We start from the raw sequence: 14,413 nt of genomic DNA on the forward strand, positions 1-14,413 counted from the left end.
GACGGCGCTCGGCTCTGACTGTTCAGGCGCCCGTCACACACGCAGAACGGTGATGTGGCGGCCGGATGGTGTGGTTGCCTGCTCGAAAGCGCCTCGTTCCTTCCATGGTGGGGCTTCGGGGCGCCGGTCGAAGATCACCAGCGCGCCGGTGGTGAGGGTGAGGCGGTCCAGGTATTGGTCGAGTTGCGTGAGGCCGTTGGGCATCGGGTCGCAGACCTTGAGTTCCATGGCCTCGCGCTGTGTGAGCCGTCCACCGTCGGGGCCGCTGTACGGCCAGCGAACGAGCACGTCCAAGCGTTTGGTGCCTGCGGCGTACTCCCGGTCGAGCTGGCCTCCGCCGTTGACCAGTCGGTGCAGGAAGGCCATGAGGATGATCTGGCAGGCGGCTTCGTGGTAGCCCTCCTGCTGGATGAGTACCTCGCCGTGCTCGCGCCAGAACACGACGAACTCCTGCAGTAGGCGCGGCAGGTCGAAACGGCCGTCGGGCAGCACGAAGCTGTGTGGATCGGCCTTCACGAACCGCTCCGTGCGATCGCCCAGGACCCGTAGCAGGACCTCTCGATAGATCGGGTTGGCGATCTCCAGATCCCTGGTTCCCCGGATGAGGCCGAGATCGTGAACGTAGGAGACGTCATCGTCAAAAGCAGTGTCCGTGTCTGGCCACGTTCCCGCCAGGATCGGTTCGATCACCCGTTCCACCCGTGGTTCGCGCAGTCGCGCCACGAGGGCGTCCAGATGGGTGGCGCGCTTCCGGATCAGCCGCTCCTTGGCGTCTTCCACCTGCCCGGCGGTGATGGCACTGGTCACTTTCATCTGAATGGTGATCTCGTAGGCGATGGCGTTGACCAGCCATGGTTGTCCTTGGGTCAGCTCGAAGACCCGGTCCACCGCGTCCTTGGTGAATTCCTGGCCGGTCGCCTGGGTGTGCTGGTCGTAGAGTTCGGCGATCTGGTCGGCGGTGAAGTCGCCCAGGCGCAGTGAGTCAGCGAGGATGTTGAACGGGCTGGCCGCGTTGAACCGGTCGGGGGCGCCGCCCGAGGCGACCTTGTAGTCACGGAGGTCGCGCAGCCCGCACAGCACCACCGACGCGGGGAACGGATAGCCATCTGGCCGTATGTTGTGACCGTCGCGGAGTTGGCTGAGGGTGCTGATCAGGCTCTCGCCTTGCAGGGCGTCGATCTCGTCGAGGAACAGCACGACCCGGCGCGGGCAGCGGCTGCACCACGCGCTCAGCGCCTTACCGAACCGGGTGCCCGCCTGCTCCTCTGGCCAGGAGTCCGGCGGCAGCAGTTTCTCGGGCCATCCCGACAAGTTGGCGGCCCTGCGGAGGGAGTCCAGCAGAATCGTCTCCGTGGCGGCGATGTCGTCGCTGAAGATTTTGGCGCGCTCGCAGGAGAGCGACAGTGCGGCGATGTCGCCCTCGGCGGTCAGGTCGGAAGCCAAGGTGCGCAGCATGGTCGTCTTGCCGGTCTGCCGGGGTGCGTGCAGCACGAAGTAGCGGTCCATATCGATGAGCGCCCGCGCCTCGGGAAGCCGTGGCGTGGGGGGCAGCATGTAGTGGTGCCTCGGGTCGCAGGGGCCGGTGGTATTGAAATACTTTGCTCGGGGTGGCCGCATGGTCACATTCTGCCATCTCCCTGACGCTCGGGCCCGGTCAGCCGGAACCATGCTGATGTGTCGTTCTCGTTGTGTTCGAATCCCCATGCGTCGGCGAGCATGTCCACCATCCACAGGCCGCGGCCCGTGTCGTCGTCGAGAGAGGGGGCGCGTACTGCGGGGACGCTGGTGGATGAGCCGGCATCGGTCACCTGCACCTGGACGGTCCTACCCGTGCGGACGACCCGGACCGTCACCTTGCCAGTGGCGGCGCGGCCGGAGTTGGAGTGGGTGATGGCGTTGGTGACGACTTCGCCGAGCAAAAGGAGCACGTCGTCGAGGACAGGTGAAGGGACGCCGAGGGACAGCAGGGAGCGCGCCCAGTCGCGAGCCTCGGAAACGGATATTTCCGTCGCCGGAAATTGCCTGAGACCAGTCAGATGCGGCGCCTTCAGGACTGCCGACTCGACCTCATCGCGGCGAATCTGCCCTCTCATGCTTTCAGCTCTGCGGCGATGATGGCGGCGGCATTGTCAGCGTGGGCTACCACCCATTTGTCGCGCCGCCACAGCCGTGCCCACCAGGGGCGCCAAGTGAACGCCCAGCCGCAGTATCGGCGGATGACGGTGATGTGGACCTTCGTGCCCTTTCCGGTGAGCATCTCCAGGACTGGCGAGCCGGTTATGGGCACGACCAGCGAGACGCCGTAGCCCAGGCCGTGCAGGTCCCAGGCCAGGCGGGTGAGGTGATCGAACCTCTCGTTTTCTTCGCGCGCTGTCATGCTCTCGCCCCCCGGCTGCTTTTCCGTGGGTACGGCCGAAGCGCGCAATAACGCTGTGGGGGTTATTTGCGTCCGGCCGAAGAATGTTTGAGGCAGGCTTCTGTGTCTGCCGTTGGAAAAGAAGGTGTGCGTTCAGCGTGCCTTCTCGATGTCGCAGCGGGCGACCGATTGGTCAGGCCAAGTCAGCATCGCTAATGACAGCTGCTGGTCGGGTGTGGTTTAAAGGTGTCATCGGCTTCCAAGAGGATTTCCGTTTTTCTCTAATTAGAGGGGAAATGTCATGGACGTTGTGCCGTCTCTCAGCCCGGAGTCTCCTCGCGTACGCTTCGGCGCGGAGATGCGGCGGTTGCGGGAAGCCGCAGAGCTGTCCCAGGCCGCGGTGGCCTCCCGGCTCGGGTGTACGCAGACGCAGGTGTGCAGACTGGAGAAGGCGACCCGAACGCCATCGCGGTCAGACGCCGAACGGCTGGACCTGCTTTTCGGCGCATCTGCGGGCGTCTCGTTCTCGAGGCTCCACGAGCGCATCGCTGCTCGGCCCGGCAGCCCGACCTGGTTCCAGAGCTGGGCCGAGGAGATCGAGCCCAGCCTCCTCGTTCTGCAATCGTGGGATCCCCTGCTCATCCCCGGCCTCCTCCAGACCGAGGCTTATGCCAGTCACATTTTCAGCATGGAACCTCGGGTCACTTCCGAAGAGGTACAGGAGAGAGTGGAGGCCCGGATGCGGAGGCAGCGCATCCTCAGCCGGAGCCAACCGCCTCTGATCTTGGTTCTGTTCGACGCCGGAGTGTTGCATCGGCGGGTCGGCGGGCCAGAGGTGATGCGTGAACAGCTCGATTGCCTGCTTGGAGTTTGCGGCTCGTCCCTCGGTGTTCCTCCAGGTCGTCAACCCGGATTGTCTTCCCGGCCTGGCCGGTCCCTTCATGATCGCCAAACTCCCGGACGGACAGCCCGATGTCATCAGCTCCGACGCCCCTGCTCAGGCGCAGATCACTGCGGACCCCGACATCGTGGCCGCGATTTGGGATCGCTCTGAGGCCATCCGGGTCTGGGCGTATCCTGAGCGCGAATCCCTCCGGTTGATTGAGGAAGCGAGAAGAAAATGGACTTGAGTAGCGCTGTGTGGCGGAAGTCGACTTACTCTTCGGGAAATGGCGGCCAGTGTGTTGAGGTCGCGGCGAATTTTCCCGGGGTAGTCGCCGTCCGCGACAGCAAGGACCCGGATGGCCCTAAGCTGCTCTTCACCGCCGATGAGTGGAGGGCATTCATCGGCGGCGTCAAAACGGGTGAGTTCAATACCTCTTCTTAATCGCCGGATTGGGTTCTTGCCTGGCTTCAAGCTGGGTAGCCAGCCCCAGGGTGAAGTGACGGATGATCGCGGAGGTGTGAGCAAGCGGTGTGAAATGCAGACTTCCCGCCTCGCGTACGCTTCGGCGCGGAGATGCGGCCGGACATATCTTCAGCCATGGGCCACGGATCACGACTGAAGCTGGAGTGTGTCCAGTTAACGGCCCTGTCTCTCTTTCGGACACACCTCGGCCGCGGGTCGGGGCTCCTTCCAGTTGGTCTCGGATGTGATACGCAGCCTGCTTGACGTGCATGGATGTAGTTTCGGCAGGCGCAGAGACGCAAAGTGGATGGGACTTGCCTGCCGAGATGTTGATGTCAGCAGGACGTCGGTGGGTGGCCGAGAAGTGCTGATGCCTGCCTATCCCGATTGCGCCGTTAGTTCTACAGTCTCGGTGAATCAGAGTGCGTCGCGACGGAAGGCGTTTTCCATTAAATGCCAGAATGACTGGAAGCGAGTCGCGCCGAGCATGTACGTGGTGTCGAGATGCCACGCTTCCCACTCATCGCCCGAGGTGAGGATGAATGGATTGAGCAGATAGACGCTTCCCTCGACGTTCTCGGAAATGTACAGCGTATGCGGAAGACAGTCCCCGACCTCGAAGAAATCCTGGTCCTGAGGCGCGTCGTAGTCGAAGAAATAATTGTTGGGTAATGCTGGGATCAGGGAACCCGGCGGGGGCCCCATGAGTGCGCAAGGTGCGGGTCCACGTCACGCTGGCGGCAGTTGCGCCCAGCCATTCGGACGGATACGACGAGGACTCTTCTCCAGTATAAAGATCATGGTCTGTGCCGCTCATGGCGTGGAGACGCTCAGCCCATGGGTAGCGGGGGGTGTCGGGGACCCTCATGGACGTACTCTACGGCAGATGATCAAGCCGATGACGGCGTTGAACAGGCGCTTGACCACCTTCGATGCGGAAACCATCGCCAAACAGACCGCCCGCATCGACGGCTGGGCAACCGTGCGGGCGGCCGTCATGGCCGGGTTGCTACGCGCCAAGTTCACCCAGCACCCGAACCTCGCACAGGCCCTCGGCACCGCATTTGCCAGGCCGAGTGACCTTACCTGCGGGGAAGGGACCAATGGGTGCCGGTAGTCCAGCCAAGGAATCGCCGTCCGTGGCGACCTGGGATGGTCCCGTCCTCGTCGAAGCGCCCGCCATTGATGACATGGGCAAGCCCGGCGACGGCCGGACCGAAGCGTTCACTGAGTCCGGCGTCGGCGGCCTGCTGGCGTAGGCGGTTCATAGCGGCGTGCTGCTGTCGCTGGTCACAGAAGCTGAGGTAGAAGATCGCTTGCCGCCAGGCGTAGGCAGTATTTTTGATCATTTGCAGGACGGCGTGGTGATCCGGGATCCGCATGGCCTGGCGGGCGACGATCCAGGTGAAGGTTCGGTCGGCGAGGTCGGGGCCCAGGTCGCCGAGGCGGTCCTGCAGGTGGAGCGTGTGGACGAGGGCGGCCAGGTTATGGGTGGTCAAGATCTGGCTTTGTTCGAGTACGGTGCCGTTGGCCGCGACGTAGCTGTGGCCGCCGCCAGCTTGGGCTTTCTTGGCCCGGACCGCGCAGACTCCTGCGAAGCCGTCGGCGGTTTGCTTGCCCCACCTGCTGGTCAGCCGGCCGCGTCGTCCCGAGGGTGCCGACGCCGTCCAGACAGCGGCCTCGGGCAAGTCGTAGTAGCGGGCGTACAGGGTGCCCGCCATCGTCTGGCTCGCGATCTCCGCCGCCGTTCGCCACTTGGCGGTGAACGTGCCCATGAAGATGTCGGCGGCGACCTCCTCGACAAGGGGCATCGGCAGATCGGCCTGCTTGGCCAGCGCGCCAAGCTCGCGGAGCAGCGGGTTCGGCAGGATCGCCTGGGGGAAGGCGGTCAGCGCCAGCGTCGTGGTCTGTTCAAGCGTGCGCCTGGCGGTGCGGGCGGTGTCGGGGCGAGGCGAGCGGAACCGTTCGAGCGCGCCGATCCAGGGCAGCTCGTCGAACCGGACCTGGTGTTCGAGGTTGAGCAGCAGAAGGCTGCGACGTCGCCGGAACGCGCCGTAGGTCTGGGCGTAGAGCCTCGCCAGGTGCTCGTCGTCGATGTCGGTGGCGAGGATCTGCGCGGTGATCTGCGGCAGCACCTTGGCCAGCACCTCTCCGGAGGTGATCACGCCGCGGGCCACGAGTTCGTCGACTGGCGCCTCCAGCGTTCGGGAGACCTTGGCCAGCAGGTGCGGCGGGATCGGATGACCCGCGGCCACGTCCGAGAGTTCGTCCTGGAGGGTCTCTCCCGCGAGCGGTTCGATCGCGGGAATGCCGCCGTCCTCCGGGTAGCGGTCCAGCCGTCCCGCCAGAACGGTGGCGAGTGACGCGTGGGTCGGCCGGGCCGCCACCACAGCCTGCGCGCTGCGCAAGGCCGCGCGCTGCTCGGAGCCCGGAGCGCCATGCTTGCCGATGGTGTTGGCGAGCACGCGGCGGATCCAGCCGACGTCGCGACCCGAGAGGGCGCGGCTGTCCTGTTCGCAGACCTCCAGCGCCCGGCGCAGCCGGTCGAAGTTGCTCTTGGGATGGATGTGAGCGCTGGCCAGCGTGTGCTGCTCGCCCGCTCTCCGATAGTCGGCGAGCCACTCGGCCCGCCGCTCGGTCCAGGCGGCCGGCCACACCCGGCACGGCCAACCGCCCGCCACGGTCCCGGCCCCCGACAGCCACGGCAGGTCCTCGTCGAGGGTGTCGCACCACAGCGCCACCAACCGGTCGTACAGCGGCAGCCATACCCGCAGTGTCTCCAACATCGTCGCGATGTTCGAGTTGACCGTGGTCGCGCGCAGGACGGCCCTGACCTCTCCCACCGGCGCGAGCCGTACTGTCACGCCGGAAGGCGCTGTGGCTTGCTCCAGCCGAGGGGTCATCCGCAGCCGGTGCATCAGCGGCCGTAACCGGACCACCAGATCGAGCGCCGCCTCGTGATGCCCGCGATCGAGCAGCCAGGCCACCACCAGCAGGGCGGCGTCCTCGGGGACGTCGATCCGGTAGGTTCCCGACGCGAGCGCCGCGACGAGTTCGACCTGGCCGGCGTCGCTGAGATAGAACAGGTTGAGCCGTTCGCGGTCCGTCGCACCGGGCAAATCCTGCGGCAAGGTCCGCAGGATGGCTACTTCTGCCTCGCTCAGCGGCTGCTCGGCCAGACACCGGCCGGTGGCGAACCCGCCGTGCGCGACTTCGAGCGTCACCCAAACGGGCGTGTCAGTGACCGGAGAACGTGAGCCGACCGCCAACCGGCCGGCAGCCATGCCGTCCAACACCGCCCGCCACGCCGACACCTTCGCCTCGGCTGGCTCTCGTGCCGCGGAGTCGTTTTCGGACGCGGCCTTGTCCAGGGCTCGCTGAAGCTGCCCGAAGGCGTACCCCGGCGACGCCGTGTACCGTGGCTCGTTCGACACAGCGACTCCCTGGCATGACTCGTGAAGACCTGAAGGCGAGGATCGAACTCGCGCCCTCCCGGATAAAAGCCGGGTGATCTGCCACTGATCTACTTCAGGACCGGCCGGATCCGGCCGTCGACATGGAGGCAGGACTCGAACCTGCGCCCTCCCGGTCCGAAGCCGGGTGATCTACCACTGATCTACTCCATGATCCCTTCGCCTACCATAACCGACGTACACGACTGTTGCCCTAAAGGTGGCCCGGCTCAAGGTGACGTCCGTCGTCGAACTGCTCGGCGTCTTCTGCGGCTACCGGGTGTCGGTGACTCGGAAGGCGCTGAGCTGGTCGGAGTAGCGCGGATCGCTGCCCGAAGGGTAGAAGGACGCCTCGGCGCCCACCCAGCCGTGGAAGCCGCCGTCGTCGTCGAGGATCTGCAGCAGCGGCTTGACGTGGGAGTTGCCGGTGTAGCAGAACTCGCCGCGCTCCCTGGCCAGGCACGTGCACCAGTGCCAGAGCGTGTCGCGCCGGTCGTTGCCGGAGACCTTGACCAGGTAGTACTGGATCGAGCTGTCGTTGGTGGCCGTGCCGCCGCCGTAGTTGGGGCAGCCGCCGCTCGCCTGGCAAGCGCTCGCCGACGACGGTTGGGCGTAGGTCAGGCACCAGGTCGTCGTCGTGCACGTGCGATAGGTCGTGTTGGTGAACACCTGCCCGGTCGAGGTGGTCACGTTCTCCTTCGTCCAGGACGCGAGATCCTGCTTGAGCGTCCCGGGGAAAGCTTGCACGGTGCTCATCGCCCGGCGTGTGGACAGCGCCGCGTTGCTGCCGTAGCCGTAGGCGTGGGTGGCGAGGGTGTTGTACTTGCTCTCCAGCCTGACGAGCGTGCCGTCGCTGTTGGGCCGCAGGTACCACTGTTCGGACCAGGTCTGGGCGATGTTCCACGTGATGTTCAGGACATCGCCGGCGACGCTGAAGGTCCCGGTGCGCGACTCGGGCGGAGAGTCCATGAACCCGCCCGCCGTCAGCACCTCGCAGTGGCGGGCGCGGGTGTGGCCGACCGCGCCGCTGACGGTCGAGCAGCTGTCGAGGTCGGGTGTGGTGCCAGTGCCCTCGCGGGCGGCGGGCGCGGTCTGCCACCACAGGTACGTGCGCGCCGTGACGGTGCCGTCGGTCGCGAACTGGTACGTGCCCAGACGCACCCAGTTGTCCCGGACGTCGGCGCGCAGCCGGCCCAGGGTGACGACGTAGTTGGCCTTGCCGCCGGGGAGGTCAGTGGCGGCGGCAGGGGTCGGAAGCAGCGGTAACAGCAGCAGGACGATGGCAAGGAATCGCATCATGGGCTCCAGATTTCGGCCAAGACCGGAATGCTTTCGATCAACAAAGATTAGTCTCATACGGGCTTCCGGTCATGACTCTTATCCAAAGGCTCTTCCCTGCAGGGCTCGTGACTCTGCGCTTGGTGTCTAATCCGCGCGAACCTTGCGACGTCCGGACCTACCTTGCGATCGATCGTGCAACGTCCGGACTAACCCTGCGACAGGAAAGATGGGTAGTTGTGTCGGCCCGCTGTCCGATCCGGGGCACCGGCTCCGACGTCCCAGGCAAATCCGATCTTCGGAAGGAAGTCACAGACCATGGGCAAGGTCATCGCGAGCGCGACGGTGTCGTTGGACGGCTTCATCGCCGATGAGTCGGACCGGGTAGGTCCGCTCTTCGACTGGTACAACAACGGGGACGTCCCCTTCAACGGCGGCGACCCCGAGCGGGTCTTCCACGTTTCGGCCGCCAGCGCCACGTATATGGAGGAAACCTGGTCGCGGGTCGGAACGGCGGTGATCGGCCGTCGCCTGTTTGACATCACCAACGGCTGGAACGGCCGCCCCGCAGCCGGCGACGCCGTCTTCGTGGTGACCCACCAACCGCCGACGGACTGGCCGTTCCCCGACGCGCCGTTCACGTTCGTCACAGATGGCTTGGCAAGCGCGATTGCCCGGGCCAAGGCCGCCGCCGGGGACAAGGACGTGTCGCTGACCGGCGGTGACCTGCTGGGCCAGGCCCTGGCAGTCGGCCTGGTGGACGAACTCCAGGTCGACCTGGTCCCGGTGGTGTTCGGCAAGGGCGTACGGTTTTTCGGCGCGTACGACGGTCCACCCGCGCTCCTCGGCAACCCGGAGATCGTCCAAGGCGACCGAGTCACCCATCTGCGATACGACGTCCGTCGATAGCGAGCCCAGAGAAGGCACCGCCGAGGTCTCGTTAGACGAGCCGTCACACGAATCGGAGGCCCGAGTCCACCACCGACTCGAACCACCAAGATCCACCGAATCCGCAAAGTCGGTCTGGCCAAATCCCGGCAGGGAGGTCAGACCTACCCTGCGAGACCCAGGTCAGCCCGCCGACCGTTCGCAGACTTCAACGGGATCGGACACTTGGCGATAGTGTCATCCACGCAGTCATGCGGCTTGCTCGCTCCTCCTGGTTTGTGCCCCGCCTTGGTTTTTGAAGGCGTGTGCGGTGCCAGAAACTGGTGATGAGGGTCTGACCTGGTCTTGTGGGGAGGCTGCGGCCCGTGCGGTCGGTTCTCGCTGCTGAGCGTGACCAAGGCGGCAAAGTCGCCGGCGACGGTCGTAGCAGGTCTCGAAGTCCTCCTTGCCGTTCCTGCCTCCCCGATACGCCATTTGACCAGCCAGGACTTCGCGCCGTTCTTGGCCGTGCGTTCGATGATCCGCGCCACCCGTGCCCTCTTCCACTCGCTTGTCGCGTGGAGACGGGACCATCCCGTTGCCGATCCGGTGGGGGTGGTCGAGCGCGTCCATAGCGTTGAGCCGGTCTCTGGCGATCGGGCTGCTCAGGGCGTGGCCGATGTGTGGGGGCAGCGATCAGTTGACGTTCCGCGCAATGACAGTGCGGCCTTTGACGTTGTCCTGCCGCTTGGGTCGCTGCTGCGGCATCTCGGCCACGACGCGGTCGTAGACGTAGCCGTACAATTCGTCGAGGGTGATGTCGCCGTCGCCGTCCATGTCGGCGCGGCCGGTGCGCAGCCCCTCCACTAGGTGGCGCGTGAACACCGATTGCGGTGCATTCCCGTGCAGCGTGTCGCCTTCGAAGGCGTACTGGGTGGCGTCGGTGGCAGTGAGGACGGTGCGGCCACGCCCGCGGAAGTGGTCCAGTCGCCTCCGGCTTTGGTCAGCCGCCCGGCTGGGTAGGCCCCGCTGTAGCAGCAGTCGAGGATCAGGACCTTCCGGCGTGACGCGCACCTCTCCATCGCGTAGTCGATCTGCTCGCCGGAGATGGCGGTGAAAATCAGGCTGTCGCGGCGGGTGTTGCGCATCGCCAGATGGAGCCGTCCGTCGTCGTCCTTTAGTCCGCGACCGGTGAAGTAGAGCAGGGTCAGGTCGTTGCCTCGCCGATCCCGGTAGAAGTCGGTCATGGCCTCTCCGACCCGGTGGTTCGGCTCGTTGAAGAGCGTGGTGACCTCGAAGCCGCAAATCTCCGGGTCGCGGAGCACAGCGGCGAGTGCCTCCGCGTCGTGGGCCAGTCCCACCTTCGGCGACGTAGGCGGATTTCGACAAGAGCGTCAGAACTGGCAGAGCCGCGCCCTCATCGCTCTCGCACACATCCTGAAACTTCACAGGTGTAGCCGGCATCAGCCGGGTGACCACCCCGGACCGCATCGTCACCGCCGTACCACTAACCGGATCCTTCGCTCGCGGCATGCGACCTCGTGTCGCACTTTGTCATAGCAGGCGGCGCAGCCCGTCCAGCACGAGGGTGATGACATCGTCGGCCTCGGCCCGCCAACCGGGGCGGTCATGGGCCGCACCGATGCCATGCAGTGCCATCATGACGGCACCGGCACCCACGTCGTCGCGAACGGCGCCGTCCCGCACGGCGGCGGCCACCAGGTCGGTGACAGCCTGCTCCAGCGCCCGGCTGCCCTCGGCGAGGGCACTCGAGCGATCGGCCATGAGCGTGGCCAGCGTCCGGGCCAGACCCTCGTGGGCATCTATGTGGTCGACCATGCCGCGTAGGAAGGTCGCCAAAGCCTCCGCCGCGGGCAGCGTGGCCTGTAGCCGGTGGGCGCGGTCGCACAGCGCGGCGACTTCCCCGTGGTAGACCGCCTCGGCCAGTGCCTCCCGGGTGGGGAAGTGGCGGTACAGCGTGCCGGTGCCCACCCCGGCCAGGCGGGCGAAGTCATCGAAGCGCAGGTCGAAGAAGTCGCCGGCGTCGAAGACCTCTCGTGCCTTGTCGATCAGGGCCTCGCGGTTGCGCTGGGCGTCGGCCCGCAGCGGCTTGTCAGTGGTCATGCGCTACCTCGCGTTGACAAGTGGAGATGACCTCCATATTTTGAAAAGTGGAGATGGCCTCCAAATCGATCGTATCCCACGAGGTGCAGCGTGAAGATCCTGATGTTCGGCCGAGGCGTGATCGCCACTGTCTACGGCTGGGCCCTGCAACAGGCGGGACATGACGTCGAGTTCTACGTCCGGCCGGGTCGCGCGGCGACGTACGGGGACGCGGTGGACCTCGACCTGTTCGATACGCGGCGCCGGGTGTGGGGGCAGCGCGTCGTCGAGAAGTGGCCGGTGCGCTACCGCGAGGCGCTGGAGCCGGACCACGACTTCGACCTGATCGTGCTCAGCGTGCCGCACCACCGCCTCGCGGGCGCGACGGCCTTCCTGTCCCCGCGTGTCGGCCAGGCCACGGTGCTGGTCTTCGGCAACATCTGGACCGAGCCGCTGGCCGCGATCGGCGCACTCCCGCTCGACCAGATCGCCTGGGGCTTTCCCCAGGCCGGTGGCGGTTTCGGCGCGGACGGCGTGCTCCACGGGGCACTGCTGCCGTCGGTCATCTTCGGCACACTCGGCCAGCCCCCGACCGACCGGGAACGGGCCGTGCGCCAGGCGTTTCGCGAGGCCGGGCTTCGGATTAAGGAGCAGCCTGACTTCCGCGGCTGGCTGTGGGTCCATTTCGTGTCGGATGCCGGCCTGTTCTCGCAGGGCCTGCGGCTGGGTTCCCTGTCCAAACTGGCCGGGGCAACGGGCGACCTGCGCGAGGCGCTGCTGGCCGGCCGCGAACTGCTGCCGCTCCTCCAGGCGCGTGGCCTCGACCTGCGACGTCACCGGGGCGGTGTGCTGCTGTTCCGGGCGCCCACCTGGCTGACGGCACCCGTGCTCGCCTGGCTGACTGCTCATGTCGCGCCCGCGCGCGTGAGCCTCACGGCGCACTCCGACCCCGACGCCGAGGAGCCGCGTGAGGTCTGCCGGGACACCCTGGCCGAAGCACGACGGTTGGGCATCTCGGTACCGCGATTGGAAGCGGCGGAACCGAACTTCGCCCGTGAGGAGACGGGTCGAGTCTGAATTTACCGATGTTGTCGGGCCCGGTGGTCCATTGCGGCTCCTTGGTCCGCCGCATCCCAGAGCCAAACCCGGTCGCACCGGTCGACCAACTGCCGTTCACACACGGCTTTTCGCTGTCCAGCCTCTAGCGCCTGTCCGTGACGTCGTGGAAGGAAAAGTCATGACTACCGCCGAGAAGCACGAGTTCCCCATGGCCCGTACGTGCCCGTTCACGCCGCCGCCGGCGTACGAAGAGATCCGCGAAGAAGAGCCGGTCTCGCGGGTTCGTCTGCCCGACGGCGGGTGGGCCTGGGTGGTCAGCCGCCACGAAGACGTGCGAACCGTGTTGAACGACCGGCGGTTCAGCGCCGACCGGCATCCGGACTTCCCGCAGCTGGTCAAGGGCGAGGCAGCGTCCCGGCCTGCCTGCAGCACCGGCCCCACCGTACGTCCAGCGCCCCTGTCCCGAGTTCAGCGTCCTTGTGACCGCCGACACGACGATCGGATGTGACCGCAATGTATGAGATCCCGCAACTGCTGGCGGAGTACGACCGCGCCCGCGCCTACACCGACGAGCTCTGGCGTGACCTGACCGTCGAGGAACTGCACTGGCGCCCGGAGCAGAACTTCAGCCCCATCGGCTGGCATCTCGGACACCAGGCCCACGTAGCCCATTTCATGGTCCGCAACCTCACTGCGGCCGAACCGAGCCCCGCGCCCGACCTGGGCGATCTCATGGACTCCGCGAACCCGGAAGCCAACCGGTTGCCCCTGCCCGACCCGCGGCGGCTGGCCGACTTCCGGGCCACCGTCGGCGAACGGGTCCACGCCCGCATGAACGCCATCGGAGCCGGAGACGTCGCCGCCCCCGCCCAGCTCAAGATCGTCGCGCAGACGCTGCTGATGACGATCATCAACCATGAGTACCAGCACGACCGCTGGATCGGCGAGGTCCGCAACCGCGACCTCGGCCACGCCCTGCCCGACGACCCCATCTCTGATCTGATCACCACGGTCGACGGGTACCTGGTCGTGTGCGGATGGAACCTCTGACGCCGTCCGCGCTCCGGCGACGCCGTCCGACCGCCGCCGGTCGAGCCGTCGGCACGCCACTACTCCCGCCCGACCACGAACGATTGAAAGCGCACATCCATGCCTGACCTGCGTGACCTGACCGACCAGACCACCTGGGAGGAGGTGCCTGGTGCCGACAAGCGCGTGCCAGCGGACTTCGAGGCGCCGTGCCGACCAGAGGACGCTATAGAGGCCGGCCTCACGGAGGTCCTCACGTGAGCGAGCGCACCTCGTCGACCTCCAGAACGACGAAGACCCGGACCGGTACCGAGCAGCGCCGCTCCCGCATCATGCGGCTGACCACGGTGACACTCGGGGTAGTCGTTGTCGCCATCATCGGGATCACGGCACAAACGTGGCAACAAGACGTGTCCCAGCCTCACACCAGCGCCGCGAAACCGGCGGCCACTCCCACCACGACGACAAGCCAGAGCCCACTGGCGCAACTGGTACGGCGGTCTCCCGACGACCCCGCCGCGATCGGCCCGGTGGACGCGCCCGTCGTGCTCATCGAGTACGCCGACTTCACCTGCAAATACTGCGCCGCCTTCGCCCAACAGCCTCACCGGCAAGCTACCCATCCTGGCCGAGCGCGCGCCGTACGCCCGCCGCCCCCCAGATCGTGCCCAGCCCCGCGTACACGCTCAGCAGCGCCAGGCCCGTCGAGCCGACAGTCACCGACGTGGCGATGGCCAGGACGAGCAGGACCGTCCAGCCGTACAGGATCGCGCGCCCGCGAGCCGAGCCGGTGTGCACGGCTTCCTGCACCGCGGTGACCAGAGCCATGACGGCCACGCCCGCGGTGCCGAGCGCGTCGTGGCCGAGCGCCACGCCCAGAACGAGGAGCGCCGCGCCCGCGATCACCAGGCCGCAGCACAG

Annotated in this window: 20 protein-coding genes, 2 tRNA genes and 1 pseudogene; 10 read left to right on the forward strand and 13 right to left on the reverse strand. The window is 66.5% G+C overall.

Annotated elements, in window-relative coordinates; genetic code table 11:
- Window positions 1-33: 33 nt before the first annotated feature.
- From AB0F17_RS62825 to AB0F17_RS62835, 3 genes are all read right to left on the reverse strand, one after another.
- Window positions 34-1,554 (reverse strand): ATP-binding protein, encoded by a 1,521-nt coding sequence (locus AB0F17_RS62825; protein WP_358046027.1) that lies wholly within the window; start codon window positions 1,552-1,554, stop codon window positions 34-36.
- Between the two features lie 65 nt (window positions 1,555-1,619).
- The gene (locus tag AB0F17_RS62830; protein WP_358046030.1) at window positions 1,620-2,093 is read right to left on the reverse strand and encodes an ATP-binding protein; all 474 of its coding nucleotides are present in this window, start codon (window positions 2,091-2,093) and stop codon (window positions 1,620-1,622) included.
- Complete coding sequence (locus AB0F17_RS62835; RefSeq protein WP_358046033.1) at window positions 2,090-2,377, reverse strand: hypothetical protein; 288 nt, start codon at window positions 2,375-2,377, stop codon at window positions 2,090-2,092. Before AB0F17_RS62835 ends, AB0F17_RS62830 begins: the two co-directional genes overlap by 4 nt.
- A 280-nt stretch (window positions 2,378-2,657) precedes the next feature.
- On the opposite strand from AB0F17_RS62835, the pseudogene AB0F17_RS62840 reads away from it, so the two are divergent.
- The 3 genes and pseudogenes from AB0F17_RS62840 to AB0F17_RS62850 all read left to right on the forward strand — a co-directional run.
- A pseudogene (locus AB0F17_RS62840) lies at window positions 2,658-3,158 on the forward strand (Scr1 family TA system antitoxin-like transcriptional regulator); the annotation flags it as partial.
- 40 nt (window positions 3,159-3,198) lie between these two features.
- Complete coding sequence (locus AB0F17_RS62845) at window positions 3,199-3,486, forward strand: Scr1 family TA system antitoxin-like transcriptional regulator (protein WP_358046036.1); 288 nt, start codon at window positions 3,199-3,201, stop codon at window positions 3,484-3,486.
- Window positions 3,477-3,683, forward strand: coding sequence for a DUF397 domain-containing protein (locus AB0F17_RS62850; protein WP_358046039.1), 207 nt, complete (start codon window positions 3,477-3,479; stop codon window positions 3,681-3,683). The genes AB0F17_RS62845 and AB0F17_RS62850 overlap by 10 nt, the downstream gene beginning before the upstream one ends.
- A 438-nt stretch (window positions 3,684-4,121) precedes the next feature.
- Here the strand turns inward: AB0F17_RS62850 and AB0F17_RS62855 are convergent, their stop codons facing one another.
- Window positions 4,122-4,409: a hypothetical protein gene (locus AB0F17_RS62855; RefSeq protein WP_358046042.1), complete on the reverse strand. Its 288-nt coding sequence runs from the start codon at window positions 4,407-4,409 to the stop codon at window positions 4,122-4,124.
- 181 nt (window positions 4,410-4,590) lie between these two features.
- On the opposite strand from AB0F17_RS62855, the gene AB0F17_RS62860 reads away from it, so the two are divergent.
- Window positions 4,591-4,821 carry a hypothetical protein gene (locus tag AB0F17_RS62860; RefSeq protein WP_358046045.1) on the forward strand — a complete coding sequence of 77 codons (231 nt, stop codon included), beginning with the start codon at window positions 4,591-4,593 and terminating at the stop codon, window positions 4,819-4,821.
- Here the strand turns inward: AB0F17_RS62860 and AB0F17_RS62865 are convergent.
- The 4 genes from AB0F17_RS62865 to AB0F17_RS62880 all read right to left on the reverse strand — a co-directional run bounded on the left by AB0F17_RS62865 (window position 4,787) and on the right by AB0F17_RS62880 (window position 8,455).
- Window positions 4,787-7,138, reverse strand: a complete 2,352-nt coding sequence (locus AB0F17_RS62865; RefSeq protein WP_358046048.1) for a hypothetical protein — start codon at window positions 7,136-7,138, stop codon at window positions 4,787-4,789. The genes AB0F17_RS62860 and AB0F17_RS62865 overlap by 35 nt on opposite strands.
- A 27-nt stretch (window positions 7,139-7,165) precedes the next feature.
- A tRNA-Lys gene (locus tag AB0F17_RS62870) sits at window positions 7,166-7,237 on the reverse strand.
- Window positions 7,238-7,258: 21 nt separating this feature from the next.
- Window positions 7,259-7,330 (reverse strand) — tRNA-Arg (locus tag AB0F17_RS62875).
- Between the two features lie 99 nt (window positions 7,331-7,429).
- Complete coding sequence (locus AB0F17_RS62880; protein WP_358046051.1) at window positions 7,430-8,455, reverse strand: hypothetical protein; 1,026 nt, start codon at window positions 8,453-8,455, stop codon at window positions 7,430-7,432.
- A 297-nt stretch (window positions 8,456-8,752) separates the two neighbouring features.
- Between AB0F17_RS62880 and AB0F17_RS62885 the strand changes: the two genes are divergently transcribed.
- Complete coding sequence (locus AB0F17_RS62885; RefSeq protein WP_358046054.1) at window positions 8,753-9,343, forward strand: dihydrofolate reductase family protein; 591 nt, start codon at window positions 8,753-8,755, stop codon at window positions 9,341-9,343.
- 654 nt (window positions 9,344-9,997) lie between these two features.
- Here the strand turns inward: AB0F17_RS62885 and AB0F17_RS62890 are convergent.
- From AB0F17_RS62890 to AB0F17_RS62900, 3 genes are all read right to left on the reverse strand, one after another.
- Window positions 9,998-10,168 (reverse strand): hypothetical protein, encoded by a 171-nt coding sequence (locus AB0F17_RS62890; RefSeq protein ID WP_358046056.1) that lies wholly within the window; start codon window positions 10,166-10,168, stop codon window positions 9,998-10,000.
- Entirely contained in the window at window positions 10,168-10,662 is a 495-nt protein-coding gene (locus tag AB0F17_RS62895; protein ID WP_358046059.1) for a caspase family protein, read from the reverse strand. Before AB0F17_RS62895 ends, AB0F17_RS62890 begins: the two co-directional genes overlap by 1 nt.
- Window positions 10,663-10,855: 193 nt before the next feature.
- A complete protein-coding gene (locus tag AB0F17_RS62900; RefSeq protein WP_358046062.1) occupies window positions 10,856-11,425 on the reverse strand; it encodes a TetR/AcrR family transcriptional regulator in 570 nt (189 codons plus the stop codon).
- Between the two features lie 90 nt (window positions 11,426-11,515).
- On the opposite strand from AB0F17_RS62900, the gene AB0F17_RS62905 reads away from it, so the two are divergent.
- The 4 genes from AB0F17_RS62905 to AB0F17_RS62920 all read left to right on the forward strand — a co-directional run bounded on the left by AB0F17_RS62905 (window position 11,516) and on the right by AB0F17_RS62920 (window position 13,753).
- Complete coding sequence (locus AB0F17_RS62905; RefSeq protein ID WP_358046065.1) at window positions 11,516-12,481, forward strand: 2-dehydropantoate 2-reductase N-terminal domain-containing protein; 966 nt, start codon at window positions 11,516-11,518, stop codon at window positions 12,479-12,481.
- Window positions 12,482-12,641: 160 nt separating this feature from the next.
- Window positions 12,642-12,971, forward strand: a complete 330-nt coding sequence (locus tag AB0F17_RS62910; RefSeq protein WP_358046068.1) for a hypothetical protein — start codon at window positions 12,642-12,644, stop codon at window positions 12,969-12,971.
- A gap of 5 nt (window positions 12,972-12,976) precedes the next feature.
- Entirely contained in the window at window positions 12,977-13,513 is a 537-nt protein-coding gene (locus tag AB0F17_RS62915) for a DinB family protein (protein ID WP_358046109.1), read from the forward strand.
- Window positions 13,514-13,612: 99 nt separating this feature from the next.
- Entirely contained in the window at window positions 13,613-13,753 is a 141-nt protein-coding gene (locus AB0F17_RS62920; protein ID WP_358046071.1) for a hypothetical protein, read from the forward strand.
- Here AB0F17_RS62920 and AB0F17_RS62925 read toward each other — a convergent pair.
- The gene (locus AB0F17_RS62925; RefSeq protein WP_358046115.1) at window positions 13,746-13,868 is read right to left on the reverse strand and encodes a hypothetical protein; all 123 of its coding nucleotides are present in this window, start codon (window positions 13,866-13,868) and stop codon (window positions 13,746-13,748) included. The genes AB0F17_RS62920 and AB0F17_RS62925 overlap by 8 nt on opposite strands.
- A gap of 45 nt (window positions 13,869-13,913) precedes the next feature.
- The gene (locus AB0F17_RS62930; RefSeq protein WP_358046118.1) at window positions 13,914-14,063 is read right to left on the reverse strand and encodes a hypothetical protein; all 150 of its coding nucleotides are present in this window, start codon (window positions 14,061-14,063) and stop codon (window positions 13,914-13,916) included.
- On the opposite strand from AB0F17_RS62930, the gene AB0F17_RS62935 reads away from it, so the two are divergent.
- Window positions 14,038-14,310, forward strand: coding sequence for a hypothetical protein (locus tag AB0F17_RS62935; protein ID WP_358046112.1), 273 nt, complete (start codon window positions 14,038-14,040; stop codon window positions 14,308-14,310). The genes AB0F17_RS62930 and AB0F17_RS62935 overlap by 26 nt on opposite strands.
- Window positions 14,311-14,413 lie beyond the last annotated feature (103 nt).

Source organism: Nonomuraea sp. NPDC026600 (assembly GCF_040638335.1).
In the GTDB taxonomy this organism is placed as follows: domain Bacteria; phylum Actinomycetota; class Actinomycetes; order Streptosporangiales; family Streptosporangiaceae; genus Nonomuraea.

Coding starts and splice junctions, on each gene's coding strand:
- AB0F17_RS62825 (WP_358046027.1), bottom strand. CDS start 1,554: ATGCTGCCCCCCACGCCACGGCTTCCCGAGGCGCGGGCGCTCATCGAT.
- AB0F17_RS62830 (WP_358046030.1), bottom strand. CDS start 2,093: ATGAGAGGGCAGATTCGCCGCGATGAGGTCGAGTCGGCAGTCCTGAAG.
- AB0F17_RS62835 (WP_358046033.1), bottom strand. CDS start 2,377: ATGACAGCGCGCGAAGAAAACGAGAGGTTCGATCACCTCACCCGCCTG.
- AB0F17_RS62850 (WP_358046039.1), top strand. CDS start 3,477: ATGGACTTGAGTAGCGCTGTGTGGCGGAAGTCGACTTACTCTTCGGGA.
- AB0F17_RS62855 (WP_358046042.1), bottom strand. CDS start 4,409: ATGGGGCCCCCGCCGGGTTCCCTGATCCCAGCATTACCCAACAATTAT.
- AB0F17_RS62860 (WP_358046045.1), top strand. CDS start 4,591: ATGATCAAGCCGATGACGGCGTTGAACAGGCGCTTGACCACCTTCGAT.
- AB0F17_RS62880 (WP_358046051.1), bottom strand. CDS start 8,455: ATGATGCGATTCCTTGCCATCGTCCTGCTGCTGTTACCGCTGCTTCCG.
- AB0F17_RS62885 (WP_358046054.1), top strand. CDS start 8,753: ATGGGCAAGGTCATCGCGAGCGCGACGGTGTCGTTGGACGGCTTCATC.
- AB0F17_RS62900 (WP_358046062.1), bottom strand. CDS start 11,425: ATGACCACTGACAAGCCGCTGCGGGCCGACGCCCAGCGCAACCGCGAG.
- AB0F17_RS62910 (WP_358046068.1), top strand. CDS start 12,642: ATGACTACCGCCGAGAAGCACGAGTTCCCCATGGCCCGTACGTGCCCG.
- AB0F17_RS62915 (WP_358046109.1), top strand. CDS start 12,977: ATGTATGAGATCCCGCAACTGCTGGCGGAGTACGACCGCGCCCGCGCC.
- AB0F17_RS62920 (WP_358046071.1), top strand. CDS start 13,613: ATGCCTGACCTGCGTGACCTGACCGACCAGACCACCTGGGAGGAGGTG.
- AB0F17_RS62925 (WP_358046115.1), bottom strand. CDS start 13,868: ATGGCGACAACGACTACCCCGAGTGTCACCGTGGTCAGCCGCATGATG.